The organism is Sphingomonas sp. (assembly GCF_017745215.1).
In the GTDB taxonomy this organism is placed as follows: domain Bacteria; phylum Pseudomonadota; class Alphaproteobacteria; order Sphingomonadales; family Sphingomonadaceae; genus Sphingomonas.
In genome coordinates, this window is the sequence record NZ_JAGHZV010000005.1 from 185,386 (window position 1) to 209,713 (window position 24,328).

24 protein-coding genes are annotated in these 24,328 nt (G+C 62.1%); 6 read left to right on the top strand and 18 right to left on the bottom strand.

From position 1 onward, the window contains the following. Nucleotides 1–170 precede the first annotated feature (170 nt). A complete protein-coding gene (locus J7495_RS07180) occupies nucleotides 171–755 on the top strand; it encodes a hypothetical protein (RefSeq protein ID WP_294055777.1) in 585 nt (194 codons plus the stop codon). Between the two features lie 24 nt (nucleotides 756–779). On the opposite strand, the gene J7495_RS07185 is transcribed toward J7495_RS07180, so the two are convergent. The 3 genes from J7495_RS07185 to J7495_RS07195 all read right to left on the bottom strand — a co-directional run bounded on the left by J7495_RS07185 (nucleotide 780) and on the right by J7495_RS07195 (nucleotide 3,248). After that, nucleotides 780–1,679 carry an SDR family NAD(P)-dependent oxidoreductase gene (locus J7495_RS07185; protein WP_294055779.1) on the bottom strand — a complete coding sequence of 300 codons (900 nt, stop codon included), beginning with the start codon at nucleotides 1,677–1,679 and terminating at the stop codon, nucleotides 780–782. A gap of 200 nt (nucleotides 1,680–1,879) precedes the next feature. Beyond that, nucleotides 1,880–2,185, bottom strand: a complete 306-nt coding sequence (locus tag J7495_RS07190; protein ID WP_294055781.1) for a hypothetical protein — start codon at nucleotides 2,183–2,185, stop codon at nucleotides 1,880–1,882. 298 nt (nucleotides 2,186–2,483) lie between these two features. Further along, the gene (locus J7495_RS07195) at nucleotides 2,484–3,248 is read right to left on the bottom strand and encodes a hypothetical protein (RefSeq protein ID WP_294055782.1); all 765 of its coding nucleotides are present in this window, start codon (nucleotides 3,246–3,248) and stop codon (nucleotides 2,484–2,486) included. 274 nt (nucleotides 3,249–3,522) lie between these two features. Between J7495_RS07195 and J7495_RS07200 the strand changes: the two genes are divergently transcribed. Then, entirely contained in the window at nucleotides 3,523–4,299 is a 777-nt protein-coding gene (locus J7495_RS07200; protein ID WP_294055784.1) for a hypothetical protein, read from the top strand. A gap of 108 nt (nucleotides 4,300–4,407) precedes the next feature. After that, on the top strand, nucleotides 4,408–7,731 hold the full coding sequence (locus J7495_RS07205; protein ID WP_294055786.1) for a hypothetical protein: 3,324 nt from the start codon (nucleotides 4,408–4,410) through the stop codon (nucleotides 7,729–7,731). 89 nt (nucleotides 7,732–7,820) lie between these two features. Here the strand turns inward: J7495_RS07205 and J7495_RS07210 are convergent, their stop codons facing one another. The 3 genes from J7495_RS07210 to J7495_RS07220 form a co-directional block, all read right to left on the bottom strand. After that, complete coding sequence (locus J7495_RS07210) at nucleotides 7,821–9,323, bottom strand: MobA/MobL family protein (RefSeq protein ID WP_294055788.1); 1,503 nt, start codon at nucleotides 9,321–9,323, stop codon at nucleotides 7,821–7,823. A gap of 281 nt (nucleotides 9,324–9,604) precedes the next feature. Beyond that, nucleotides 9,605–10,081, bottom strand: a complete 477-nt coding sequence (locus J7495_RS07215; protein WP_294055789.1) for a hypothetical protein — start codon at nucleotides 10,079–10,081, stop codon at nucleotides 9,605–9,607. Nucleotides 10,082–10,101: 20 nt separating this feature from the next. Continuing rightward, a complete protein-coding gene (locus J7495_RS07220) occupies nucleotides 10,102–10,449 on the bottom strand; it encodes a hypothetical protein (RefSeq protein ID WP_294055791.1) in 348 nt (115 codons plus the stop codon). Between the two features lie 64 nt (nucleotides 10,450–10,513). On the opposite strand from J7495_RS07220, the gene J7495_RS07225 reads away from it, so the two are divergent. Both J7495_RS07225 and J7495_RS07230 read left to right on the top strand, forming a co-directional pair. Beyond that, nucleotides 10,514–12,457 carry a type IV secretory system conjugative DNA transfer family protein gene (locus J7495_RS07225; RefSeq protein ID WP_294055793.1) on the top strand — a complete coding sequence of 648 codons (1,944 nt, stop codon included), beginning with the start codon at nucleotides 10,514–10,516 and terminating at the stop codon, nucleotides 12,455–12,457. 35 nt (nucleotides 12,458–12,492) lie between these two features. Next, complete coding sequence (locus J7495_RS07230) at nucleotides 12,493–12,834, top strand: hypothetical protein (RefSeq protein ID WP_294055795.1); 342 nt, start codon at nucleotides 12,493–12,495, stop codon at nucleotides 12,832–12,834. A gap of 1 nt (nucleotide 12,835) precedes the next feature. On the opposite strand, the gene J7495_RS07235 is transcribed toward J7495_RS07230, so the two are convergent. The 4 genes from J7495_RS07235 to J7495_RS07250 all read right to left on the bottom strand — a co-directional run bounded on the left by J7495_RS07235 (nucleotide 12,836) and on the right by J7495_RS07250 (nucleotide 14,854). After that, nucleotides 12,836–13,351 (bottom strand): hypothetical protein, encoded by a 516-nt coding sequence (locus J7495_RS07235; protein WP_294055796.1) that lies wholly within the window; start codon nucleotides 13,349–13,351, stop codon nucleotides 12,836–12,838. A 109-nt stretch (nucleotides 13,352–13,460) separates the two neighbouring features. Next, on the bottom strand, nucleotides 13,461–13,670 hold the full coding sequence (locus J7495_RS07240; protein WP_294055797.1) for a hypothetical protein: 210 nt from the start codon (nucleotides 13,668–13,670) through the stop codon (nucleotides 13,461–13,463). A 258-nt stretch (nucleotides 13,671–13,928) separates the two neighbouring features. Continuing rightward, nucleotides 13,929–14,240: a hypothetical protein gene (locus tag J7495_RS07245; protein WP_294055798.1), complete on the bottom strand. Its 312-nt coding sequence runs from the start codon at nucleotides 14,238–14,240 to the stop codon at nucleotides 13,929–13,931. A gap of 14 nt (nucleotides 14,241–14,254) precedes the next feature. Beyond that, entirely contained in the window at nucleotides 14,255–14,854 is a 600-nt protein-coding gene (locus J7495_RS07250) for a recombinase family protein (RefSeq protein ID WP_294055799.1), read from the bottom strand. Between the two features lie 255 nt (nucleotides 14,855–15,109). Here J7495_RS07250 and J7495_RS07255 point away from each other — a divergent pair, with 255 nt between their 5' ends. Beyond that, nucleotides 15,110–15,652 (top strand): hypothetical protein, encoded by a 543-nt coding sequence (locus J7495_RS07255; protein ID WP_294055800.1) that lies wholly within the window; start codon nucleotides 15,110–15,112, stop codon nucleotides 15,650–15,652. A gap of 3 nt (nucleotides 15,653–15,655) precedes the next feature. Here the strand turns inward: J7495_RS07255 and J7495_RS07260 are convergent, their stop codons facing one another. The 8 genes from J7495_RS07260 to pstC form a co-directional block, all read right to left on the bottom strand. Then, the gene (locus J7495_RS07260; RefSeq protein ID WP_294055801.1) at nucleotides 15,656–16,456 is read right to left on the bottom strand and encodes a hypothetical protein; all 801 of its coding nucleotides are present in this window, start codon (nucleotides 16,454–16,456) and stop codon (nucleotides 15,656–15,658) included. An 87-nt stretch (nucleotides 16,457–16,543) separates the two neighbouring features. After that, the gene (locus J7495_RS07265) at nucleotides 16,544–17,119 is read right to left on the bottom strand and encodes a hypothetical protein (protein WP_294055802.1); all 576 of its coding nucleotides are present in this window, start codon (nucleotides 17,117–17,119) and stop codon (nucleotides 16,544–16,546) included. Between the two features lie 502 nt (nucleotides 17,120–17,621). Then, nucleotides 17,622–19,241: a tyrosine-type recombinase/integrase gene (locus tag J7495_RS07270; protein ID WP_294055803.1), complete on the bottom strand. Its 1,620-nt coding sequence runs from the start codon at nucleotides 19,239–19,241 to the stop codon at nucleotides 17,622–17,624. A 226-nt stretch (nucleotides 19,242–19,467) separates the two neighbouring features. Then, entirely contained in the window at nucleotides 19,468–20,160 is a 693-nt protein-coding gene (gene phoB, locus J7495_RS07275; protein WP_294055804.1) for a phosphate regulon transcriptional regulator PhoB, read from the bottom strand. 2 nt (nucleotides 20,161–20,162) lie between these two features. Then, nucleotides 20,163–20,864: a phosphate signaling complex protein PhoU gene (phoU, locus tag J7495_RS07280; protein ID WP_294055851.1), complete on the bottom strand. Its 702-nt coding sequence runs from the start codon at nucleotides 20,862–20,864 to the stop codon at nucleotides 20,163–20,165. Next, entirely contained in the window at nucleotides 20,864–21,667 is an 804-nt protein-coding gene (gene pstB / locus J7495_RS07285) for a phosphate ABC transporter ATP-binding protein PstB (protein WP_294055805.1), read from the bottom strand. Before pstB ends, phoU begins: the two co-directional genes overlap by 1 nt. Beyond that, nucleotides 21,667–22,959: a phosphate ABC transporter permease PstA gene (pstA, locus tag J7495_RS07290; RefSeq protein ID WP_294055806.1), complete on the bottom strand. Its 1,293-nt coding sequence runs from the start codon at nucleotides 22,957–22,959 to the stop codon at nucleotides 21,667–21,669. Before pstA ends, pstB begins: the two co-directional genes overlap by 1 nt. Beyond that, nucleotides 22,952–24,328, bottom strand: a complete 1,377-nt coding sequence (gene pstC, locus J7495_RS07295; protein WP_294055807.1) for a phosphate ABC transporter permease subunit PstC — start codon at nucleotides 24,326–24,328, stop codon at nucleotides 22,952–22,954. Before pstC ends, pstA begins: the two co-directional genes overlap by 8 nt.

Genomic DNA, 24,328 nt, shown 5'->3' on the forward strand with positions numbered 1-24,328 from the left:
GCCAGTCTGCCCAGAACGGAGCAGGCCAGCCTGTTGCGAAGCCCCAGACAGCCACCCAGACCGCGCCCGCGGACGACCCCGCGCAGGATGCCGAAAATCCCCCGATCCTGGTCGTCGGAAGATTGCCGCACTGCCAACCCCGGCCGGGCGACCCGCTGGACGACGTGGACATGGCGCCCGCCGCGGCGCAGTCGCGCCAGCAAGTGATCAAGCGCGATCCCGCGACGGGCGTTCTGGGCATCTTTCCCGACGACGATCCGGTCACCGGCCCCGACATCTGGCAGCGCGCGGGCACGCGGATGGACCAATATGTCTTCCGCATACCCGAGGACGGTGCGCCGCTCTGCATCGGCGCACGGAGCGGTGGCCCGCACGGCTGGGGCCAGTTGCGTCAGGTGGTCGATGCGCGGCCCTATCGCGGCAAGATCCTGCGCGTGACGATGTGGGCGGCGTCGCAGAAGGCCGGGCGCGTGTGGTTCTGGGTCGCCAGCGGCCGCCCGGGCAAGCCCAGCGCGACGGCCCGGGCCGACATGGCCACCGAGACCGGCCAGTTCGAGTTCCGCGGCTCGCACACCTGGACGCCGATCAGCCTGACGATGGGGCCGGTGCGGTGCGACCAGGAGAAGCTGAGCTTCGGCGTCATGCTCGACGGCCCCGGCGACCTATGGATCTATCAGCCGCGGCTGGAAGTGGTCGGCAGCCAGTCCGCGCGCGAGGCCGAACGCGACTGCGACGCCCTCAAGCCGAAGCGATAGCGAAGGCCGGCCGGCGTCGCGCGCCTATTTCCCCTGCAGCTTCGACAGGATCGCCATCGCCTGCTCGGCCCCGGCATTGGGCACCGTCTCGCCCGCCCGCGACGTGATCTCCGCCCAATGCGCCGCCACGCCTTCGGGGCTCAGCGCATCGCCATCGAGCCGCACGCCGGGGGTCAGCGTCACATAGGCCGATTGGAAGACCCCCGCGCCCGCACCCACGATCACATTGTTCGGCGCATCCTCGCTGACCAGGTAGAGCGCCGCGGGCGCGACCTTCTCGGGCTCGAAATGGCGGTACATCTCTTCGGGGAAGATGTCCTCGGTCATCCGCGTCGCCGCGGTCGGCGCGAGCGTGTTGACGCGGATATCGTGCTTGGCGCCCTCGAGATGCAGCGTCTTGGCGAGACCGAGCACCCCCAGCTTGGCTGCGCCATAATTGGCCTGTCCGAAATTGCCGTAGAGCCCGCTCGACGAGGCGGTCATCAGGATGCGCCCGTAATTCTGCGCGCGCATCGTCTCCCACACCGCCTTGGCGCAGTTCGCCGAGCCGATGAGGTGGACCTGCACCACGAACTCGAAATCCGCCGGCTCCATCTTGGCGAAGCTCTTGTCGCGCAGCACGCCGGCGTTGTTGATCAGGACGTCGACGCGGCCCCAGCGCGCCTTCGCCGCCTCGACCATCGCGACCATATGGCCGTAATCGGTGACGCTCCCGCCGTTCGACATCGCTGCGCCGCCGGCCGCCTCGATCTCCTCGACCACCTTGAGCGCGGCGTCCGAATGGCCGGTGCCGTCGCGCGAGCCGCCGAGGTCGTTGACCACCACCTTCGCCCCGCGCGATGCCAGCTGCAGCGCATAGGCGCGCCCGAGCCCGCCGCCCGCGCCGGTGACGATCGCGACGCGATCCCTGAAGTCGATGGTCATCGGGGCGTTCTCCGGGTTCGATCCACTCAAAGCGTCATCCCGGCGAAAGGCGGGACCCAGGGGTCACGAGCGACATAGCTTGCTGGCCTGGGTCCCGGCTTTCGCCGGGACGGCTATTTCGGTTGGTCTAACGCCGGGAAAGGCGAAGGGGAACCGGCTGCATCATGGCCACACCGGTCCCCCGTAGGTCGCGGCGGGCCTCAGCCCCCGCGTTGCCGGCAATTGTCGAACTGGCCGGGTTTGCAGATCGGGTAGTGCGCCATCGGCGGCGGCGCCGGATAGGCCTGGTCGGGCGTCTGGGTGTTCGGCACGAACACCACCGTGTCGCCGGGCTTGGGCGTGCCGGTGAACAGCGGCTGGGTCGGCTGGTAGCCGCCCTGCGGGTCGGGCGCCGCCTCGGTGGTCGTGGTGGTGGTGACGGTCGTGCTGTCCTGCGTCGCGGGCGCGGTCTGGGCGACTGCGGTGCCCGAGACGGCGAGGGCTGCTGCCAGCGCAATCAGCTTCATGGGGGCATCTCCTGGAGTTGCGCGAGCGCGGTTCGATTTCGCTCGCAGTCCAAACGCGGGAGATGCGGATTGGGTCCGGGGTCGTCGAAGCCCCGTCGAACACCAACAGCCGTCATCCCGGCGAAAGGATAAAGCGCTCCCATCACCTTGAGATCATTTAATAATTGTGGATAGAATGCGGCTGTGCAGGAACCGTGCAGATATTTTTCCTGCACAGGTCAATTTCTCGGGTTTGCGGCGCGCTTCGATCATCCAAAAGCATGCCGCGATTCGCTCCGATCGACCACCCCAACCGCACTCATTCACCAGCGGCAAACCGACGAAGCTGCGCGCGCTCCATGTTGTTCGGTGAAAACCATCTCGTAACATAATCGGGTTGCAACGACTGGCTAACCCGCCCCGGCTCGACAAAATCAACGACGATGCGCAGAGCGGGGTTGAAGCGGCGACGCGGCCATCCAAGCGCCGCTTCCAAATCGGCAGACCGCACGCCATCTTGCTGTTTCACCGCAAGAGCGGCGACCTGCCTTGCATCCTCTTTCGGGCTCCAGCCCATGATTGGCGGGTCCAGAACCTCATACCCGTATTGCGTTAGCTTGTACCGATCGGGGCTACCAATGAAAGAGATTGTGCTGACTAGGCCGTAGGATTCCAGATCACCTAACCCGTCCTTGATTTCCTGCCGCTCAACATCGGGATAGGCAGCGGCAATCTCGTCGATGCTGACCCAGGTGTGGGCGAGCCCGTCGGGGCAATGCTCGACCATGTATTTGGCGGCAACCGCGCTGCCGCCGGTCAGCGAAACGGTTCGCGCCCCGGTTTGCTGGGCGATCTTCTCCACGCGACCGTGCAGGTTGTTGACTCCGTCCGTGACGTCGCCTTCCCACCGGCGACGATCCGCTTCGGTCGGATCGGGCAACACCTCGCCCGCCGCTTCGGCCAACAACGATCCGGCAACAGGCACCGCACCGAGTACGCCTTTGGCGGCTGCACGCCCTAAATCGGCTGCGCGATTGACTTTCGGCGGTTGTATCGGCCCGCCATCTAGTGACTCATCTGACATGAAACAAAAATAGCAGAACAGACTGGCAACGCAAAGCCGAGTAAGTCCAATTCAAGGGAAGAAGGTTGCGGGTATCTGCAACCCTGCCGCTCTGGCGAAGAGCGGGTGTGCAAGCGGAAAGCGTCTTCGCGGGGAACCGGCTGCACGGAGCGCGTAGCGCGGAGGAAGCTGGGCGGAAGATCGCTTGCAGCGCGCTGAGGGCGGAGCCCTAAGAATTTCGTCGATCCGGTGCGCAGACCTTGAGCGTGCGCCAGAACAAAACTAGATCATTTCTATGTCGATGCCTCTTGCACAAATCCGCCAAGCCTCTGCCGAACAGTTCGCGGCTCACAGAGCCGAAGCGCCAGACATCTCCGAAACCACGCCGCCCGAAATGACGCCTGCGCTGCTCGATTTCGCAAAGACCCTCGATGGCGATCCACCGCAATACGTTCCGGTCGTGAACGACCCGCACGGCCTGTACGGCTGGTGCAGCGATGGCGTAGGCGAGAAGATCAAGGCGGATGGCGGCGAAGCCATGTTCGGCTGGACGATCTGGGAGTGGCCGGGAGCGCTCTTGACCGCCGAATTTCATTGCGTCTGGAAAAGCCCTGACGGGGAATTGCTGGATATTACGCCAAAGCCAAAAGGCGAGCGGCGGATCGTGTTCGTGGCCGATCCGAGCGTCCCCCAGGACTTTGATTTCGACCATCGTCCCCGCAATCGCAGGGTTCGCATATATGAGGATGCGGACCGTACAGAGTGGGCACGGGAAATGGCGATAGCTCTTTCCGGCGCGCAGCGGGTCTATGAAGAGCGCCGCGCAGCGAAAGCCAATCTACCTCTTGAAGCATGGCTGTTGCGAAAGGTGCCGGTCGATCCGATCCCGCATGTGGTCGATGAACTCATCGCGGTTTGCAACGAGTTCGAAGAACATTTCGACTCGCTGGGTGCCAGCGGCCCGGTGATACCGGACGCGCGATTTGTCGAATTGGGAAAACGCCGTTTAGAGGTTCAAACGCGTTTCAAGGCGCTTTTCGCGGAACGCGAGAGGTGTAGAAGCCAGAGCTAACGTTCAAACGACTTGAAGTCGTTTATTTTCAATATGTTAATTAAGTGAGCGGCCTCTCACCTGCACGACCCATTTCGTAGGTTGTGTGAAATCCTATATTCTCCTTTCATGACCGAACCAACGAAGCCTCCCGAAAAACCGAAGTATGCACCCTCGCGTTATATGCGAGACCGCCACCCCGACTTGTTCTCCGATTCGGTTTCCGAGGTGGAATACGAAGTCGAGCGCGACGTATTATCCTACCACCTCGAAACGCTCACAAATCAGAAAGATGAGACTGCGTTCGAAAATTTCTCGCAACGTCTTTGCGAGAAATTCATAGCGCCGAATATTCGCCCTCAGACTGGTCCGGTTGGTGGGGGCGACGGTAAGACCGACGCAGAGACGTTCCCGGTATCGAGTGAAATTTCCGCTCGCTGGTTCGTGCCCGACAACGACAAGGCCGGCGAACGTAAGGCCTTCGCATTCAGCGCCAAGAAAACTTGGCGCTCTAAAATCCAGTCCGACGTCGCCGCCATCGCGGGCACCAAGCGAGACTACGACCAGATCATCTGCGTCACCAACCAGTTCGTCCCAGCAAAGAAGTCTGCTGATCTGCAAGACGAGCTTTTTAAAAAGCACGGCATCCCAGTCACCATTCTGGATCGCACCTGGATCCTCGACCGCGTTTTCAAGCACGACAGTATGGCCATTGCGGTTGAGGAGCTTGGCGTTGGCAAGGGCACGGAGAAGCAAACCAAGAAGCTGGGGCCAAGTGATACCCAGCGTAAGGCGGAGCTAGACGCCCTTGAGGCAAAGATCGCTGACGGATCGCAATATCAGGGGCAGCCTGCCGCGCTAGTCGAAGATGCGCGAAATGCCGCTCTTCTGGCTCGAGGATTGGAGCATTCGAGTGTTGACGTGAACGGGCGTTTTGATCGCGCGCTTCGTCTCGCGCGAGATAACAATCTCAAAAAGCTCGAACTCGCGATTTCCTACGAGTGGGCATGGACCTCCCATTTCTGGCATGAGGACCACCTTCGCACGTCCGAACTCTACGACACAGTTGAAGGTCTCGCTCTCGCTTCGGACGACGCAAATGACTTAGAGCGTTTGAGCAATCTTCTGCCCCTGATACGCATGAGCGTCCAATCGGGCTCGATGGAAGCATCGAAGGGAAAGCTCAAGGACCGCACCGCTGCGCTCAAGGCGGCGCTGGAAGGTCTGTCGGTACAGACCAGTCGGCCCAACAACGCGTTACATGCCGAAGCCCTGTTGCTCATGACTCGTGTCTCCGAAAAAGGCGTTGAGCATCGCGACGACCCGCTCAAGGATATCTGGGTCTCGTTCACCGACGTCATAAAACGCGCCGAAGGGTTAGGAACATTCCCGTTCACGAGCATCGCAAATGCCCTTACACAAATCGGCGAATTCATCGCTGACAGCCAGGAATTCGATACCTTATTCGAGACCGTCACCGACGCCCTCGCGGCGCGCAGCGGCGAAGGGGAGGCTGCAAAGAAGAGTGTTCAGCGGGGATACCAGAAGCTTGCGAAGGGATTGCCCTATGACGCTATCCGCTGGTTCGGCCGTGCCGTCGCGCTCCTCATCAAGGAGGAGTATGAGGATGATCTCATCGACGCTTTGCTAGGCGCAGGCTTGGCCTTCGAAGAAGTCGGCCTTCCATGGGCTGCAAGGAACTACACCCTAGCCGCCGTCAGTCAGGAATTCTCGTCGTTCAAAAGGTACGGCAGCATCGGCGCCCTCCGGGCTTCAGTCCTGTCCAGGTACTTTGATACCGAACTCAAGCTCCGCCGCGTTCCACAGATTCTAAGTGCGCACGAGTTGGAAATGATCGTTCGCCATTCACAGGCGCGCACGGATGGGCAGCGCCGCCGCCTCGATAAGGTGCAAGAGGCCCACATGATGCAGATCGCATCGCTGCTTCTGCAGACCCCCGTCGATAAACTGAGCGAAATCGCTCAACTTCCCGACGCGCTCGAACGGCTCGCATTGCCGATGTCCCGCACCGCACTGCTTTACCTGATGGGCAATGAAGACATCTTGAGAACGGAAGGCTGGATACCCGAACAAGAAACTCGCGAAGGCGCGGAAGCCTTCATGCGCGACCTGCACGACTACGGCTCAAAAGAGGACTATCCCGCTCCGGACTTCGCCCTTGAGGAAACTGTCACGCTTTCGTCCAATGTACTCGGATGCCGCATTGAATTGGTTTGCGCCAACAATCTTGTCTCCATCGGCATCGGCGAGGCGATCCTCGGGTCACTGGAAGCCTTGCTTGCGACCAGCCTCGATCATCGCATTTTGCCTCAGGTAGACCACCTGCAACTACGGGTCACCCCGTCCGACATCGTCGGGCTCAGCCCTGTCCTGACGTTTGCCGATGTTGAGGGAGAACCCATCGGCACGATCACGCACCGCATGGTCATGGAATACAAGACCAAGGAAGATGCGCTATCATTTCCGCGTTGGATGAGGGATGCCGTTCTTGAAATCTTCCTTCGCTTCGCCGCCCCTCAGGATGTCGAGACGTGGGGCAAGGCCCTGTTTGAAGATGAGCGCGCCCTAGATCGCGCGCTGACGTTCTCAAACATTCCCATCATGCTTGGCAATCTGCACGGTGATCGCGCGCAGCTCTCCCTTGCTGATTGGATCGATCCAACCGATCCTATCTATGAGGTCAAACGCTCGGAGACCTGGCCCCCCGCCCCGACTCCCGCGGCGATCCAGTCATTTGGCGACACACCGCGCGGTAAAGGCCTCGCTCCCAGAAAATTGCGCGATGCGGCGGCCAAGGGCAAGCATTCGACGACGCGCTGGATTTCGCCCATTGATGCGCGGAAGTGGGATAAGGCGAGATGGAATGGCACGACGTTTATGTGGTCTCCGGACGACCCGGACATGCCACCTCCCATGCTGGGACTCGCGTACGAGAATCCTTCGGCCGCCCGAGACATCTTCATGTCATGGCGAAAGCGTTACGGCGATGACGATGTCAAAGACGATCTTAAAGTTACGATCGTTCGCGGCATATCGCGCGATAACCCCGCCTCTTACGCCGTGATGGTCAGTCCTAACCCGGATAACGTTCCAATTTCGGATGGAAAAACTGTCGGATTTGTATCGCGGATCAATCGTATGTACCCAAATTCGACTGAGAACCTTGATAAGTTCCTCGAAGACTATGCGCGGCATGGCCGGTATGTGCTGCTTCCTGTCCACCTCCCAAACAAGCTCGCGCAACCCGAACCTATTTTTGACCTGCCAATCGGCAAGCACAATCTAACGGTCGTCAACGCGTGGGAGATAGCGACCAACGACATGACGGCCTCGGTCTTGGATTTGGATGAACCACCTTTTATTCCACCGGACCAGCCCAATGCACCGGTACTCGAGACGCTAGAGTGGCTGAGGTCATTGCAGTTCGGTTAAGCCGATATTTGGATCGGGGGGCGGCGCAAAAAAAAACCGCAACCCTGTTGCCGATAGTGTTGCAGCGAACGTTTGGAGCGACGTCTAGCTTATCGATCAAGCGACGGCCCACGATCAGGTTGACGCTGTTGCGGAGTTCGGCGCGCGACCTGTCCGCGCTGGTTGACGGTGCGGATAAACTCCGCTCGCGGCGTTTGATCATCCGCCTTCACGTCGCGCTGGTGGGCTTTCCCGACACGGATCAGCTCGGCGGTGCGGCTGCGCTCCTGTTCACGCGCGCGTTCTCGAAGCTGACGCTTGGCGTCGGCTGCGGCTTCGCCGCGCTGGTGCATGTCGCGCATTGCAGCGAGGCCGCTGGAACGTTCGTCCTGCAACCGCTCGGCTCGGGGTTGGAAGCGCTGGCGGATCGCGCTTTCCAAGGCGACGCGCTGTTCCTTCGATCGACGCGCCAGCGCCGAACGCTCGGCCTTGTGGAGGTCGATCTGCTCACGCCGGGCGGCGTACTGCTTCTTCCTCGTGCCGCCGGTCCAGTCGAGAAAGCGCGTGGCGCGCGCCCAAAGCGTCGTCTGCTTTTGCCGTAGCGCCTGACGCTCGGCGCGGTGACGCTGGCGCAAGCCCGCCGCCGCGTCATGCAACGATGCGCGCAATTCCGTGATGCCGCGATTACGCGTTTCCTGACGCTCGGCGCGGAGGGCATCCGCCTGGCCGCGAAAGCGGGATTTGAGCGCGCGCAGTTCTTTCGTGCGCCGGCGCGCATGCCCCGCAAGCTCGGTTTCAAGCTGACTGTCAAGTTTCGTTTGCCCGCGCTCAAACTGAGCCCAGGTCCGCGTCTCAAAATCAGGCGAGCGCGCAGCACGTTCGAGATTGAGATTCACAATCTCGGCATGGCGCTCCATGCGGGTGCGGCCTTGGTCGATCGACGGATAGTCGATCTCGCGCCCGAGCGCGTTGCGGCGCTGCTTCGATTGGGGCTCCTGAACATAGCGCTCCACTTGCGCGCCGCGCACGCCGATATGGATTGTCGGCTCGCGGTCAATGCCTTGGGCCGCAAGGGTCCGCCGGTCGATCCGAGTTTCATGGCCCGCCCGCTCCAGCGCCGTATTCGCGTGATGCTCCCAGCGCTCGCGAATCCAATCGACGCCCTTCGGCTCAAGCCCGGCTTTGATGCGGTCGCGCGCGCTGTCAGAGAGCCGCAACAGGCGTTTGCCGGTTTCAAGGTCGCGGTCGCGCAGGACGATATGGGCGTGCGGATTATGCGCGTCCTCCCCGCGCTGGTGGATGGCGAACATCCACGGCACGCGATCCTGCGTCACATCGCGCACGAAATTGCGAACGAGCTGAGCGCGTTCGGGCTCGCCAAGCTCGCGCGGAATCGCGACGCGCACCTTATCGACAAGACGCGCATTCGCCCGCGCCGTCACTTCCTCGCGGTCCATCCAGCTTCGGGCATGGACCGGATCGAGCGGAATGACATGCGCTTCTACCAATGGCTCCGCGCCTTCGCGACTCACGTAGCGAAGATGCGCGCCCGCCGTACCCGGCGCATGGGTCGAGCGTCCAATGGACGCGAGATTGCACGAATAGATTGCCATGACGGGCGATCCATTTTTCCCCAGTGCTATAGTTGCGCTGCCGATATGACTCACGAATGCGAGAATCGGTTCCGAAGGGCGCGAGCTCTTGGCCGCGAAGGTGCGGAAACGGCGGACCGTTTCCGCTCGGACTTGCTCCGATGGCGCAGGGTTTCAAGAAACCCAAAAGTGCGCCCTACAGATTTACATAATATCAGATGGGGTTGAATCGCGGGTAGTAGATTCCACTATTCGCATATCCGGGCATGCGATCTGCCTACGATGGTATGCGTCCCATCGGCTCAATCTTTGGGTTTGAAGATTGCCGATATGATCGCTTGGTCCACGTCCGGCTTATAGTCGAGCAACTGAGGATCGTCCACGCTCTCTTTACAGAGCGCCCGTAGAGAATGTCCGGTCTTCGGCATGAAGATCGAGGATATGACCTCGGGATCGGCATCTTGCTGATAGTCAGGCCGTCGCGGTTTCTTTTCGACGTTACCGTTTGCTGGCCAGTCGCCCCAAATCGTCATCCACCACTTGACGATGCGTCGCTCGATTTCCAGAGGTGCGTCTTCGCCAAATCCCTCGAAGACCTCGATTTCGAACCAAGTGGCGACAATTTCGATGATGTCCGGGATAGGCCTTTTGAAATTGTCCGACAAATCGCTTGCCATTTCCCATACACCGCTGGGGAAGGAAAATAGCCTTGGAACTCCGAAAATTTCTAGAATTTCTGATTTCTTTTCCCAAAGTTCTTCGTCTGTCGGTACATCCATAGTTTAATTATAGTATAAAATCAGCGTCCCATGCCAGATTTTCCAGACGGAGGCCTGTTAGCTTTATTGAAAGCCGCTTTTGCTGTTCCAGTCTTGCCTGCCTTACTAGCCTCAGCTGACAAATTCCCACGGCCCGCCTTCGATCCTGGCTGGCTTGTTGTGGATTGCTGGTAGGCCTGTGACGCCTTTTGGCTAAAATTCGGCGTGGCTTTTTCGCCACCGCCGCTGGCATGGTGGTTGCCAAACTTCTTCACCTGATCCTGACGGGCCGCAAAAGCCTCGCGGTTCACGGCGTCGGCTGCCGACCCCTTCATCTTCAGGTCCATTCCCGGCGCGGGCGCATGGTCGGGGCGGCGATTGTCAGGCATGATCGACTCCGTCCGTGGCAATATGCTCAAGTAAACGACGAGATGAAGCGGGGGAATAGAGGAGATGACCGATCTGCCGCGCGGACAGGGCGACAATCGCAACGTTTCACTCGGCACGGCGGGCTGGATGCCAGCCGCCGAGGCCGAGCAGCTTGCCTATGAGCCGGGCGCGTTGTGGCTCGGGCGGTCGGAAACCGAGGCCGCGATACCTATCGGATGGCGCGACGACCGCCATGTCATCACCGTGGCCGGAACGCGCGCGGGCAAAGGCACCTCGCTGCTGGTCAACAATCTGTGCCTCTATCCCGGTTCGGTCGTGTGCATCGATCCCAAGGGAGAGAATGCGACCCTGACCGCCGCGCGGCGGGGTCAGGGATCGGATACCGCAACGCCGATGGGGCAGCGCGTCTACGTCCTCGATCCGTTCAATGCCGCCCAAGTGGATCAGGGCTATCGCGCCGCTTTCAATCCGCTCGACTGGATCGATACCGACAATCCCGAAGCGTCGGACGAAGCAAAACGGCTGGCGGACAGCCTGGTCGTCGTTGCGAAAGGCGAGGACGCGCATTGGGATGAATCGGCCCGATCGGTCATTGAAGGGCTGATCCTCCATGTCCTGCACGCCATCGAATATGAAGGACGACGCAACCTTCTAACGGTGCGCCAACTCCTGACGCGCGGCGATACGCAAGGGGTCGCGGAGTATGTAGCCTATCGGCGCGCCACCGAACCTGAATTTGAGATGCCGGAACCTTCCGCCGCCGCCTTCGACTTTCTCTGGAAAGCGATGGCCGAAAGCAAGGCATTCCATGGCATTGTCGCCGGTGTCGGCGCGTCGGTGCTGTCGATGGCGGACCGGGAGCTAAGCTCGGTCCTCTCGACCGCGCGCCGCAATACCGACTTCCTTGATTCACCGCTCATGCGTCCGGTCCTCGATCATTCCACCTTTTCGCTCGACGCGTTGAAAAGCGATCCGGCGGGCGTGACAGTCTATCTCTGCCTTCCGGCCCGATACATGAATACGCATGCGCGATGGCTGCGCATGATGGTCGGCCTGACGCTCGACGGAATGGAGCGACTGCGCGGAAGGCCGATGAGCGGGCATCCGGTCCTGCTTGTTCTGGATGAATTCGCCATCCTCGACCGGATGGCGTCGCTGGAAAAGGCCATCGGCCAAATCGCGGGCTTCGGCGTCAAAATCTGGGCCGTTCTGCAGGACCTCACCCAGCTTAAGGCGCTCTATAAAGAGCGCTGGGAGACGTTTCTCGGCAACGCGGGGCTCGCGATGTTCTTCGGCAACGCGGATCAGTTCACGCTCGACTATATCTCGCGGCGGCTCGGCAAGGTCGAGGTCCGCAAGGATGTCGCCAATCGCGGCGAACAGGTCGGCTCCGGCACGGGAAGCAGCTACAACCCCTCGGGCGTCGCGAGCTGGGGATTGGGCGCGCTGACCGCGCTCATCCCCGGCCTTTCCCGCTCGCGGCAGGAAGGCGTCGCATGGGGCACAAGCGAGACGGTGCAGAAAACCGAACTTCTCAACCCCGACGAGGCGGCAAAGATTTTCGCCGCCGAAACCGGCCGGATGCTCGCGATCACGCCGAACCATTATCCGATCGCCGTTCGCCGCACGCCTTATTTTGCCGATCCGGCTTTCGCGGGCCTCTTTGATCCGCACCCGGATCACGGAGCCGCTGCCGCGCCTGCCGCTCCCGCCGCGCCGCCGCCTGCGCCTGAGCGCGGCGAAACCGAGCGCCTGTATGCGCCCGAGATAACCGAGGGCCTGTTTCGGCAACCGAGCCATGGAACGCTGATGAAGTGGCATTCGGCTTCGGGCGCGGCATTCAAGGCGGGCGACCTTCTCGCCGAAATCGAAACGCGGCGGCAGATTATCGAGGTTCTCGCCTTATGCGACGGAGTGATGCGCGCTCATACGACGCCGGAAGGTGGAATCGTGCGAAGCGGGTTGCATCTGGCGGATATTTGGATCGCGGACGCGCCCGCCGTATAAAGCGGTACGCTCATAGCTCGGGAGTCTCTTTGCCTATGCGACGCAAGCTGACCGGCGGACTGCTCGTCGCCTTGGGCGCGGTGGCGTACTGGATTCTGCTCGGCGCGATCGAGAACAGCGCGGCCTTCTACCAGGAATTTGCGAAGAACGCCGACGAGAGATTCAAGGCGGCGGCGATGGCCGACGGAAACATTCCAGTGGCGGCGACGCCCGACCCGCTGCAATTGAAAATACTGCTTTCGTTCTCGACGTTCCCCTTTGTGCTGTTCAGCATCGCGTGCGTGGCTGCCGTGATATTCGGTTTCTACCTGCTTCTCAGCTCCTCTGCGCAATCCAACAAAACAGCGCGCGTCGAATTCAGGTCGCGGAAAAAGTAGGTCAGCTTCCGAGCAAGGGGATGCAGACTCCTTCAAATTCCTCGCGCTGAAGCTTTGCAAGATCGGGCCTTACCCCCAACTCAATATCCCTCTTAGCCTTCTCAGCGTCCCGGCGTCCGGCTTCCTTCTGCGCAGCCAGGCACTCGGGATTGCCACCAAAGCAATACATGGGACCGGAGCCCGGCGGAGCGGATTTCGCCTCGACCGCCGTCATATCGAGGAGGTCTTGCTCGACCTGCGTCGGAGTCTTTCCTGCCTCGGTCGCGTGTTGATTAGCGAAGAATCTCGCCTGAGTCCGCACCCGCATTGCTTTCAGCGCGAACGCCTTGTCAGCATTTGAAACGAAACCATTGGCCAGCCACAGGCAGCGAACCGCCGTGGCATAATCGACCTTCTTCTGCTCGGCGAGATCGCGTCTCGGCAGCATGGCCCTCGGGTCATTCTCCGCCGCCGCCGAATTTTGCGGGGCGGGGCCAGGCGAACTGCATGCGGCAGCCGCAAACAGCAGCACAGCCATTGTTTGAAGTCGCAAGCGTCGGGACATTGCGTTCTCCGTGGATCACCCAAAAACTGCGACAGCTTCGCGCAGCTTAGGTCGTTACACTCTGTGCGCAAGTTGAGGGCGCTCATAGGAGCGCCCTCTGTTCTTCGCGAGGCTTGTTCCGGCGCATCACGACGCGACCGCCATTGGCGTTGGCGACAAGGTCGATCGAAAAGCCCTCGCCGTCGCGATTGGGCCAGGCTGCTCCGATGCGGGTCCAGCGCGCGGTCTTGCCTTCGCCATGGACGACATAGACGCTGTGGGTGGGAAAGCGATTTTGAGCGGTAGCGGTCATGATAGTCTCCTTGGTTCCAGACCTCGGATCAGTCCGGGGTTCATGGGGAGACAAGGGCCCGCCGAGACGAGCCGGGGATCAAACACCGCATGGTACATGCGCCGGGATGGGCCGGAGCTGCACAAGGAACGAGAGAGACGCGGAAGCGAGGCGTGTTGATCGCCGGCGGCGGCGGGCATGATCCCCAATGAAATTAAACCCGGACTGATCCGAAGGTGAGACCGTGGCTCGAGACTGACCGGCACCTGCACTCGCCGACTACCCAAGACCGAACGATACCACGAGACGCTGACGCGCGCTGTGCTTCGCGGTGCTAGCCGAGACGATCCTGGCGAATTCCTTGCGTTCGTCTGCGCTGTCGATCAGGCGCGTGTCGCCGCCACGCGAGGCGGCAAGATCGAAGCCCCGACGCAGCACCGCGTTTTCGCGAGCGTTGATCATTCCGTCCGTGAGCAAGGCGCTGAGTTCGCGGCTCAACTGATCCATCGTGATTGGCTGATTTGTCGTTTCCGGCGCGTCCGGCTGACACGCGGCGAGAGCGAAAAGCGGAACGACCAGTAGCACGCGCATTTGCGACCCCTCCATCACGAAACACTCCGCATGTACCGGAACAGCGTGGCACGTCCGACGCCGTATTTTTGTGCGACAGCTTCGGCCTTCATTCCGCTGTCCATCAGTCGTCGCGCGGCGGACGCCTGCCGTTCGGATAGTTTGCGCTTCCGCCCGAGCTTCACGCCGCGCTCTTTCGCCGCCGCCAATCCGGCGCGGGTGCGCAGGCGGATATTGTGAAGCTCGACCTCGTTCCAGAGCATGCGCTGCTGCCCCATCAGGCTGTCCATTATGTCGGCGGTGCGCAGATTTTCGGTGAGGCTAATAAGGCTCGCGCCGATCTCGCCGAGCTCGCGCTGGAGCAGGAGATATTCGAGCAGGTCGCGACCGAAGCGATCGAGCTTCCACACCACAAGCTGATCGCCTTTGTTCAGGCACTCCAACGCCCGCGCGAGCTGGGGCCGATGCACGGCGGTGGCGCTGATCTTCTCACGAAAGACGCGATGGCAACCGGCCTTGCGCATCGCTCTTGCCTGCATGTCAGGATTTTGCGTCTCTTTCGACACGCGAATGTAGCCAATTTTCACGGAGCCCTTTCCGGTGCGCGGTGGCGCACCGGCAGTCTCAAAAACCATCGTTTATGAGACCGGCCCGAAGACCGGGAATATCAGACGGTCGAGCTGCCTATTTCCTAGTAATCTGAAGTAGCACGAAGAGCGGAACCCCTCAAGATACGTGAGTATCAAATATGATGGTTTTCGAGACTGCAAGGCGAAAGCTATTGGGTCATGTATCTCCGTTCTATCGTCGGCGTTGTTGCTTTGGTGGTTCTGTGCATCCCCACTACTGTTGCACAAGCGCAGGAACTTGAACCTAAGCAGTGCCTTTCCATGGCCGAGATGAACACGGCGTTGAAAGCGCAAGGTCAGCGCACGCTTGTCATCGGCAACCGCGAAGCGCTCAACAACGACGCCACGCGAAGCTCGGGCGTGACGGTCACGCGCTACGCAAACGCCGTCACGTCGAACGCTGACGGGTCGGTCGGCTACCAGCTAGAGGGCGATTTGCCGCGCGCCCAAAGCTCAACCCGCATGTGCGTCGTCGCGAGGCTTACCAATATCCGCCTGATTGATGCGCGGTTGCCAGTCGCGAAGCCCCTGTCGCTGTTCGGCCCTTCGTTCGATGCGGAGATGCGCCAAAAGGAGAAAATCGGAACCCGCCCCATGGTGATCGCCGATACGGTCCATCGCAATGCCGACGGCTCGACAAGGAGCGGCCTTCCGATGATCATATTCTGGAACGGCGGGCAGCGAAGCGCCTCGATCTATGCGCTTCGGGGGGAGAACAAGCCCGTCATGCTCGTGCTGATGGGTGACACGGACTACACCCCTTATGCGCTGCAAATTCTCGATGCGCGCAGGCCATCGAGCTAACCGCTAGAGATCAAGCCCGGCTGAGTTTGCGGGAAGCGGCGCGGGCGTCGTCGTGGCGGCGAGCTTCGGCGCGTCCAGCGGCTCAGACGCTGCGAGCGCTGCTCGATATCCTGATGAAAGATCGGGTGCGGTGGTGAAGAGTTCGGCCCTGCTGGTGGTCGAACCGTCTTGTTCGTGGCGCATGCCGCCACCGTTTATCTCGGAGCGACCAAATTTCTGCACCGCTGCCTGCGATGTGTAGCGTTGAAAATCAGGATCGCTCTTCGCGCGATCGATGGCCGCATTCTCTTCCGGCGTCCGCTGTGTCGGCGGCTTTGAAAGGGCTGTAAACACGTCGGCCATTTCATCGGCCTTCACGGTCGCTTGCCCGTTGGTCTTGCCGTCGCGGACCATGCGGGAGATTAGCCACTGCCGGAGAGGCCCGTCGCGCCGGAGTTCGTCGCCAAGCTCACCCCATTGTGCGCCGGTCATGTTGACGCCCGCGAAGCTGTGCGTCGCTTTCGACCATTCGTCGCGCTCGCGCTGACGCTCCGCTTCTTCCGCCGTCCAGGCGAACAGCTCAAGCGCCTCCTCGGCTTCATCCTTTTCGCGTTCGGCTCTGGATTTACCGCCGATCGCTCCACCCTTCCCGGCGAGGGAGAAATTTTCCGCGCCTTCGAGGCGAAGCGCGAGACTGGCCTGCGCTTCTGTCGCGGCAGCTTTGGCGAACGAGATTCCAAGCGGCAGCGTCACCGCGCCGAAGCTCTGCGCCATCGCTAGCGCCGCACCGTCAATTCTGGAATCTGCCTCTTCGTACTCCGCCATGTTCCCATATTATGGGACAAGACGGTTAATAATCTCTAAAAAGAAAGTGTTGCAGCATCTATAACTTGCTGAATACTTTAGTATTCCCTATGGATCGGCCTGCGCTTCAAGGCCGTATGCGGCTACCAGCGCTTCCCAAAAGCTTATGCATCTGATCATCAAGTCCCACAGCGCGAAATTTTCGGTGTCGGCGATGACGGACCATTCCCAATCGCTGCCTGAAAACGGATTGATTACGCGGCGCTGTATCGACCAATCCGCGTCAATACTCGGATTTTGGATAGTATAGTGCTTATAGCGATTGCAGATGTCGCGGCAGATGCGCATCGCGATATCACCCTGTATCGCGGCATCTAACTCGTTCGGCTTCAGAATTTTCTGCTTCGCCAGCCAGTCACGCACCGAGTAAGCCTGAACGAAGAAGCAGAGATAGAAGGTCAGCTCATCCCGCATTCGATTGTGGGAACGATGGCATTCTCGAATCCGGTCCGGCCAGTCGGCCAAGCTGAGATAAAGGTGGGACCATCCCCGGATTTTCTCGGCGCTATATCTCAAACCCACTGCTGCCTCCTCGACGGCATTATAGCTGAACTCAGGCCGTTCGTCGCCGATCGCCCGGCGTCTCAGGTCTACGCCCTTCCGGGCGTGTATGTGCTTGTGCATTCGATTTTGCCGATCCGATCAGAGATTGAAGCCTGCTCGCTTCCGCCCCCGTCCAAGCCGGGGTTGTGCAGCTCCGCCCCGCGCAAGCGGCGGCCTAAGGCACGGTCCGGGCTTTCAATCTCCGATGCTAGGCTCGGCAACGAGACATCTCCGCATGAAGCGGCAAACACGCTCGAAAGGAGATGCGATGACCTTCAACGATCTGGCGCTACTGATCAGCGCTATAGCCAGCCTGATCTCAGCGATCAGTCACCTGATAAGAACTTGGAAGCAGTCCCATTAGGGGCTGCTTCTAATTGCGAAGGGAGGCCGCGGCAGCGGCCGATTTTTGTGTTCAAGCTCTCCATTTGCCAGCGGCAGATAGCTTGAAGGGGCGAACGCGAGATCACGCGTTCACCGGCCATTCGCCGATCGGGGAGCGCCAGCGGCGCATCGGCAAACGGCTTTTGATCCCGCCGAGAAGCCCGAGCCGGGCGCGGGATCAGGTTAGCGCGAGAGCGCGCTAACCGGCACGAGGGCGGCGACCCCTGCGGGGCGTAGCGGGCCGCTTCGCCTTATCGCGTACAGAGGAAGCCTTGGCGGCTTTGCCGTGGGGTTCGGCTTTCCCGTCGTCCTCGTCGTCGGGCCTGCGGCCCTTCCAACCGCCCGCGCCCTGCAACACGCGGTCGGCGTGCCGAATGGAATCCACATGGCCGTAGTGATCCTCGATCATCTTGACCGATGTGCCCATCTGCTCGGCAAGCAGGTAGACATCCACGCCTTCGCTCAGCCGCATCGTCGCGTAGGTGTGGCGGAAACTGTAGGTGGAGCGCACCGTGCCGCACGGACCGATGCGCAAACCCGCTTCGGTCAACAAATCGTCGATCAGGTGTTTATAGAGCGAGAGGGCGGGCGTTCCGTCGATAGTCGCGAACACCGGATCGAGCGGTTTCGGCTCCGTTAGATGATCCGGAACGTTCTTCATGCCGTCGCGCTCGAGCCGCTTGCGGTTCTGCTCCTTGATCTTCTGGCGGATGCGGTCGAGATATTTGCCGACGCTCGGGACCGCGACCAATTTGCGCGACTTGCCCTTGCCCTGGACGAACAGCACGACAACCTCGTTGCCGTCGCGATCCCTGGCGGTCGTGATGTCCTTCCAGCGCAGGTTCTTTGCCTCGCTGGGCCGCATGCCGGTGTTACACATCACCAGCACGAAATTGTGCGTTATCGCGCGATACCAGCGGCTCACCAGCGAGAGCGGACGGGCGGGTTCCTTCGCCTTGCCGTCCTCTTTCGTTTTGCCCTTCACCCAATAGTCGCGGGAATAGGTGTAAAGCGCCGTATATTCCTCATGCGTGAATTCATCGCGACGCATGGTCTTGAGCTTGGGCCGCGTGTCGTAGCGTTGGCTCGCCGGTGCGTAACGCTTCCGAATGGCGAAGTTCATCACGGAGGCGAAGATGGACATTTCAAAGCGGATGGTGGAGTCGCTGATCTGGCGCGCACCTTTGATGCGCTCAGCGATCGCCGCTTCGCGCGCCTCGATCGCTTCGTCGCTGGCCGATTGCCCGCGCCGGTTGCTCGCGCCCGGCAGGACGCGCGGGCGAAGGCCCCGCGCTTGCCGCGCCTTCTCGCGCGCCATCAATTCCTGATCCACCAGCTTGGTCGCGAGCGCCTCGGAGATCGATCGAACGCCGTTGCGCGCCGCGCGGCCTTCGCCGTTGGCGCGGCGCCATGCCGGGTAACCCCTCCATGTGTCGTCGCCGATCAGGTGGACTTGCGTCGAACCCATATAATCGTTGAGCGCCCCCTCGATCACGGCGCGAAGTTTCTTCGGCCTTGCCTCGCTGATTTCGCCGCGATCCGCGCGCGCCTGCTGTTCAAGCAAGTATTCCTGCCCCACCTTGGCGAAAGAGCGGTTGAATAGCGGATGGTCCTTCTCAAGGGCGTATTCGACATTGGCATCGCGCCGCCACGCCTGCGTGCGGGCGGCGTTGATGTCGTCGGTCTTTAAAGAGAAGGTCTTGTAGCGGTCGGCCTTTGGGAGCTTCACACGGCAATACCAGTTGCGGTGCTGCACGTCCGCCCGACGAAAGATAATCAAGCCGGGCTTCAGCACCTCTTTATCTGTGACAAACGCCATAGCGCTATCTCGCTCTCTGTGCAGTTTCTGTGCAGAACAGCGGCGTAAGTCTTTGATCTACCGTTGCTGTGCATGCCTTGTGCAGAGAACTATAGCAAAAAATATCGTTTATTACTAGTAATTTAAGATGAAATAGTCATCCCGGCGAAAGCCGGGATCCAGGGCCGCAAAGGCCATCGCTCGTGACCCTGGATCCCGGCTTTCGCCGGGATGACGGCGTCAGGAATTAATTCCCCGAATCCAGCGCATAGCCCGCCGAACGAACCGTCCGGATGATGTCCGGCTTGCCGTTGGTGTTGATCGCCTTGCGCAGCCGGCGGATGTGCACGTCGACCGTGCGGCTCTCGATGTCCGAATCATGCCCCCATACCGCATCGAGCAGCCGCTCGCGCGAGAACACCCAGCCGGGATGCTCGAGGAAATGCTTGAGCAGTCGGAACTCGGTCGGCCCCAGCGGCACCACTTCGCCGCTGCGGCGGACCTTGTGGCCCACCGTGTCCATCTCGATGTCCGAATAGGTGAGCTGCTCGCCCGCCAGCGCCGGCCGTACGCGGCGCAGCACCGCGCCGACGCGCGCCACCAGCTCGCGCGGGGAGAAGGGCTTGGTGACATAGTCGTCCGCGCCCGTCTCGAGCCCGCGCACGCGGTCCTCCTCCTCGCCGCGCGCCGTCAGCATGATGATCGGCACGTTCGCGGTCTCGGGCATGCGGCGCAGGCGCCGGCAGACCTCGATTCCCGAAAGCCCCTCGACCATCCAGTCGAGCAGCACGATGTCCGGCGTCGCCTCCTTGGCGAGGAGCAGCGCTTCCTCCCCGTCGTGCGTCTGCTTCACGTCGAAGTCTTCGCGTTTGAAATGATAGCTGACGAGCTCCGCGAGGGCGGCGTCGTCTTCGACCAGCAACATGCGGGCCCGGGCCATTTTCACGTCCTTTCGGTATCGGTGGCCTCGCGGTCGGCGAGGTATTGGCCGGTGGCTGCAAAATAGACCATCTCGGCTACGTTGGTGGCGTGATCGCCGATCCTCTCGATATTCTTGGCGACGAACAGCAGGTGCGCGACCTGGCTGATCGTGCGCGGGTTCTCGACCATGAAGGTCACGAGCGTGCGAAAGATGCTGTCGTAGAAATCGTCGAGCGCATTGTCGCTGTCGCACACCCGGCGTGCCTTCTCGGCATCGCGCGCCGAGAAGGCGTCGAGCGCGTCGTGCACCATGTCGCTCGCGATCTGTCCCATCGCCGGCAGGATCGAGATGACTTCGATCCGCTCCTCGCCCTCGGCGTGGATCATCGGCACGCGCTTGGCGATGTTCTTGGCATAGTCGCCGATCCGCTCGATCACCGCGGCGATCTTGAGCGCGGCGATCACTTCGCGAAGGTCGTCCGCCATCGGCGCACGAAGCGCGATCACGCGCACCGCGGCGCGCTCGATCTCGCTCTCGATCGCGTCGATCGCCTTGTCCTTGCGCCGAACCTCGCGCGCCAGCGCGACGTCGTTGCGCGAAAGCGCGGTCATCGCGTCGCCCAGCGCTTCCTCCGCGAGCCCGCCCATCTGGCTGACGAGCGCGCGGAGCTGGCCGATGTCCTGGTCGAAGGCCTTGACCGTATGTTCGTGGCCGGTCGCCATCATCCGTACCTTCCGGTGATATAGTCCTTGGTCCGCTCCTGGCGCGGATTGGTGAAGATGTCGTCGGTCACGCCATATTCGACCAGCTGGCCCAGGTGGAAGAAGGCGGTCCGCTGCGAGACGCGCGCGGCCTGCTGCATGTTGTGGGTGACGATCACGATCGCATAGTTGCCGCGCAGCTCGTGGATCAGCTCCTCGATCTTGGCGGTCGCGATCGGGTCGAGCGCCGAGCAGGGCTCGTCCATCAGGATCACTTCGGGATCGACTGCGATGGCCCGCGCGATGCACAGCCGCTGCTGCTGCCCGCCCGACAGGGCGGTGCCGCTGTCCGAGAGCCGGTCCTTCACTTCCTCCCACAACCCCGCGCGCTTCAAGGAACGCTCGACGATCGCGTCCATGTCGCTCTTCGACGCCGCCAGCCCGTGGATGCGCGGACCGTAGGCGACATTCTCGTAGATCGACTTGGGGAAGGGATTGGGCTTCTGGAACACCATGCCGACGCGCGCGCGCAGCTGCACCACGTCCATCGCGCTCGAATAGATGTCCTCGCCGTCGAGCGTGATCTCGCCTTCCACGCGCGCCGTCGCGATCGTGTCGTTCATCCGGTTGAAGGTGCGAAGGAAGGTCGACTTGCCGCAGCCCGAGGGGCCGATGAACGCCGTGACGTTCTCCATGTCGATGTCGATCGACACGTCGCGGATCGCCTGGTTCGAGCCGTAGAAGACGTTGACGCGCCGCGCCGACATCTTGTGCTCCGCCGGCGTCGCGGAAACGGGAGGGAAGGCGCGAGCGGCGTCGGTCATTACCAGCGAGTCTCGAATCGGTTGCGGAGATAGATGGCCAGCCCGTTCATGGCGAGCAGGAAGACGAGCAGCACGATGATCGCGGCGCTGGTCTTCTCGACGAAGCCGCGGCTGACTTCGTCGGACCAGAGGAAGATCTGCACCGGCAGCACGGTCGCCGGATCGGTGAAGCTCTGCGGCGGGGTCGAGATGAAGGCGCGCATGCCGATCAGCAGCAACGGCGCGGTCTCGCCCAGCGCCCGTGCCATGCCGATGATCGTGCCGGTCAGGATGCCGGGCAGCGCGAGCGGCAGGACATGGTGGAACACCACCTGCACGCGGCTTGCCCCGACCCCCAGCGCAGCGTCGCGGATCGAGGGCGGCACGGCCTTGAGCGCATTGCGCGCGGCGATCACGATCACCGGCATGATCATCAGCGCGAGGGTGAGCCCGCCGACCACCGCCGCCGATTCGGGCAGCAGCGGCCCGAAGCGCGCGCCGCCGATCTCCCAGGTGCCGAGGAACACCGCCAGGCCGAGCAGGCCGAAGATGATCGAGGGCACGGCCGCGAGGTTGTTGATCGAGACTTCGATGAGGTCGGTCCAGCGGTTCCGCGGCGCATATTCCTCGAGATAGACCGCGGCGAGCACGCCCACCGGAAAGGCGATCGCGAAGGTGACGAGCATCGTCATCAGCGATCCCTTGAGCGCCCCCCAGATGCCCACCGCGGTGGGATCGGTCGAGTTGCTCTCGGTCAGGAAGCCCCAGTTGAACCCGCTGCGCAGCTTGCCCTCGGCCTGAAGCTTGCGCGCCGCGGCGACGCCCGGCCCTTCGTCTGCGGTGCCGCGCTCGACCTCGGGGGAGGCCGGCACCCAGATCACCGTCTTCTGCTTCAGGATCCGCGGATCGGCCTTGATCCGGTTGCGCACGGTAAGCCAGGCGCTGTCCGACACCGTCTGCAGCTCGCCCGGAAAGGCGGCCGAGGCGGCGACGTCGACCTTGTCCTCGAGCCCCGCGCCGCTCAGCGCGAGGTCGGCACCGGCGGCATGGAGCTGGTGCTCGTCGACCGAGATCTGCATCGCCGGGAAGTCGAGCGGCAGCGCCACTTCCGAATGGAGGAAGCCGCGCAGCCCGTTGAAGCTCATCGTGAACAACAGGAAGGCGAGGAACGCCGCCGAGAACACCACCGCCATGAAGCCGAGCAGCCGGAAGCGCCGCTCGGCGCCGTAGCGGCGGCGGATGCGGCGCTGCATCTCCGGCGACTTCCAGTCGGTCGGCGGACGGTCGCGCAGGGTGGAAGGCGCCTTACTCATAGGCCTCCCGGTAGCGCTTCACGACGCCGAGCGCGAAGATGTTGAGGCAGAAGGTCACCACGAACAGCGTGAGGCCCAGCGCGAAGGCGGCGAGCGTCTTGGGACTGTCGAACTCGGCCTCGCCGGTGAGCAGGTCGACGATCTGCTTGGTCACCGTCGTCGCGCTCTCGAAGGGATTGAGGCTGATCGTCGCGGCGCCGCTCGCGGCCATCACAACGATCATCGTCTCGCCGATCGCGCGGCTCACCGCGAGCAGCACGCCGGCGACCACGCCGGGCAGCGCCGCGGGCAGCAGCACCCGGCTGATCGTCTCGCTGGTCGTCGCGCCCATCGCCAGGCTGCCGTCGCGCATCGCGCTGGGCACCGCGGCGATCGAATCGTCGGCCATCGAGGAGACGAAGGGGATGATCATCACCCCCATCACCAGCCCCGCCGCGAGCGCGCTCTCCGACGAGGCATAGGTGTCGCCCAGCGCCACCGCGAGCTGGCGCACCGCCGGCGCAACGGTGAGCGCGGCGAAATAGCCGTAGACCACGGTCGGCACGCCCGCGAGGATCTCGAGGATCGGCTTCATCCACTTGCGCACGCGAGGTGCGGCATATTGGGTGAGGTAGACCGCGCTCATCAGCCCGAACGGGATCGCGACGAGCATCGCGATCACCGCGCCGATGAAGAAGGTCCCCCAGAACAGCGGCACCGCGCCCAGCGACGCGCCGGGGTTCTTCGCGTCGATGATCTGCGGGCTCCAATGCGTGCCCAGCAGGAACTGCATCGGCGAGATTTGCTCGAAAAAGCGCATCGATTCCCAGAACAGCGACACGAAGATTCCCAACGTCGTCAGCACCGCGATCAGCGAGGCGACGAGCAGCAGCAGCATCACCACCCGCTCGACCTGGGTGCGCGCCTTGAATCCCGCGCGCAGCCGGGCGAAGGCCAGTGCCCCGCCCGCGAACGCCAGCGCGATCGCCGCGATGCTGCCCATCCAGCCGTAATGCGCCTGCGCCTTCTTCATCGCCGGCGCGAGTCGGTCGGCGAGGTCGTTGCCGCCACCCTGGAACGGATCGCGGGCGATCTGCCGCGCCTGGGCGAGCACCGAATCGCGCTCGAAGTCGAAGGTCGAGAGCTCCTTCGCCGCCGGGTCCTTGAGCACCGCTTCGCGCACCAGCCCCGGCGCGATCGTTCCCCACACGGCGAGGAACAGCAGCGCCGGCAGCACCGTCCAAAGCGCGACGTACCAGCCGTGCTGCGTCGGCAGCGAGTGAAGCCGCTTCTGCACGCCGCGATCGAATCGCGCCGCCCGCGCGCGCGCCGTGATCCAACCGATCAGACCGAGACCCGCGATCAGGAACAGGAGTGCGAACAGATTCAC

Bases quoted from the DNA above. Each gene is read 5' to 3' on its own strand.
- J7495_RS07240 (WP_294055797.1), bottom strand. From the start codon at position 13,670: ATGACCGCTACCGCTCAAAATCGCTTTCCCACCCACAGCGTCTATGTC.
- J7495_RS07205 (WP_294055786.1), top strand. From the start codon at position 4,408: ATGACCGAACCAACGAAGCCTCCCGAAAAACCGAAGTATGCACCCTCG.
- J7495_RS07270 (WP_294055803.1), bottom strand. From the start codon at position 19,241: ATGGCGTTTGTCACAGATAAAGAGGTGCTGAAGCCCGGCTTGATTATC.
- phoU (WP_294055851.1), bottom strand. From the start codon at position 20,864: ATGGCGACCGGCCACGAACATACGGTCAAGGCCTTCGACCAGGACATC.
- pstA (WP_294055806.1), bottom strand. From the start codon at position 22,959: ATGAGTAAGGCGCCTTCCACCCTGCGCGACCGTCCGCCGACCGACTGG.
- J7495_RS07200 (WP_294055784.1), top strand. From the start codon at position 3,523: ATGTCGATGCCTCTTGCACAAATCCGCCAAGCCTCTGCCGAACAGTTC.
- J7495_RS07190 (WP_294055781.1), bottom strand. From the start codon at position 2,185: ATGAAGCTGATTGCGCTGGCAGCAGCCCTCGCCGTCTCGGGCACCGCA.
- J7495_RS07215 (WP_294055789.1), bottom strand. From the start codon at position 10,081: ATGGATGTACCGACAGACGAAGAACTTTGGGAAAAGAAATCAGAAATT.
- J7495_RS07220 (WP_294055791.1), bottom strand. From the start codon at position 10,449: ATGCCTGACAATCGCCGCCCCGACCATGCGCCCGCGCCGGGAATGGAC.
- J7495_RS07195 (WP_294055782.1), bottom strand. From the start codon at position 3,248: ATGTCAGATGAGTCACTAGATGGCGGGCCGATACAACCGCCGAAAGTC.
- J7495_RS07230 (WP_294055795.1), top strand. From the start codon at position 12,493: ATGCGACGCAAGCTGACCGGCGGACTGCTCGTCGCCTTGGGCGCGGTG.
- J7495_RS07185 (WP_294055779.1), bottom strand. From the start codon at position 1,679: ATGACCATCGACTTCAGGGATCGCGTCGCGATCGTCACCGGCGCGGGC.
- J7495_RS07210 (WP_294055788.1), bottom strand. From the start codon at position 9,323: ATGGCAATCTATTCGTGCAATCTCGCGTCCATTGGACGCTCGACCCAT.
- phoB (WP_294055804.1), bottom strand. From the start codon at position 20,160: ATGGCCCGGGCCCGCATGTTGCTGGTCGAAGACGACGCCGCCCTCGCG.
- J7495_RS07255 (WP_294055800.1), top strand. From the start codon at position 15,110: ATGGCCGAGATGAACACGGCGTTGAAAGCGCAAGGTCAGCGCACGCTT.
- J7495_RS07235 (WP_294055796.1), bottom strand. From the start codon at position 13,351: ATGGCTGTGCTGCTGTTTGCGGCTGCCGCATGCAGTTCGCCTGGCCCC.
- J7495_RS07260 (WP_294055801.1), bottom strand. From the start codon at position 16,456: ATGGCGGAGTACGAAGAGGCAGATTCCAGAATTGACGGTGCGGCGCTA.
- pstB (WP_294055805.1), bottom strand. From the start codon at position 21,667: ATGACCGACGCCGCTCGCGCCTTCCCTCCCGTTTCCGCGACGCCGGCG.
- J7495_RS07180 (WP_294055777.1), top strand. From the start codon at position 171: ATGGCGCCCGCCGCGGCGCAGTCGCGCCAGCAAGTGATCAAGCGCGAT.
- J7495_RS07245 (WP_294055798.1), bottom strand. From the start codon at position 14,240: ATGCGCGTGCTACTGGTCGTTCCGCTTTTCGCTCTCGCCGCGTGTCAG.
- J7495_RS07265 (WP_294055802.1), bottom strand. From the start codon at position 17,119: ATGCACAAGCACATACACGCCCGGAAGGGCGTAGACCTGAGACGCCGG.
- J7495_RS07225 (WP_294055793.1), top strand. From the start codon at position 10,514: ATGACCGATCTGCCGCGCGGACAGGGCGACAATCGCAACGTTTCACTC.
- J7495_RS07250 (WP_294055799.1), bottom strand. From the start codon at position 14,854: ATGGTTTTTGAGACTGCCGGTGCGCCACCGCGCACCGGAAAGGGCTCC.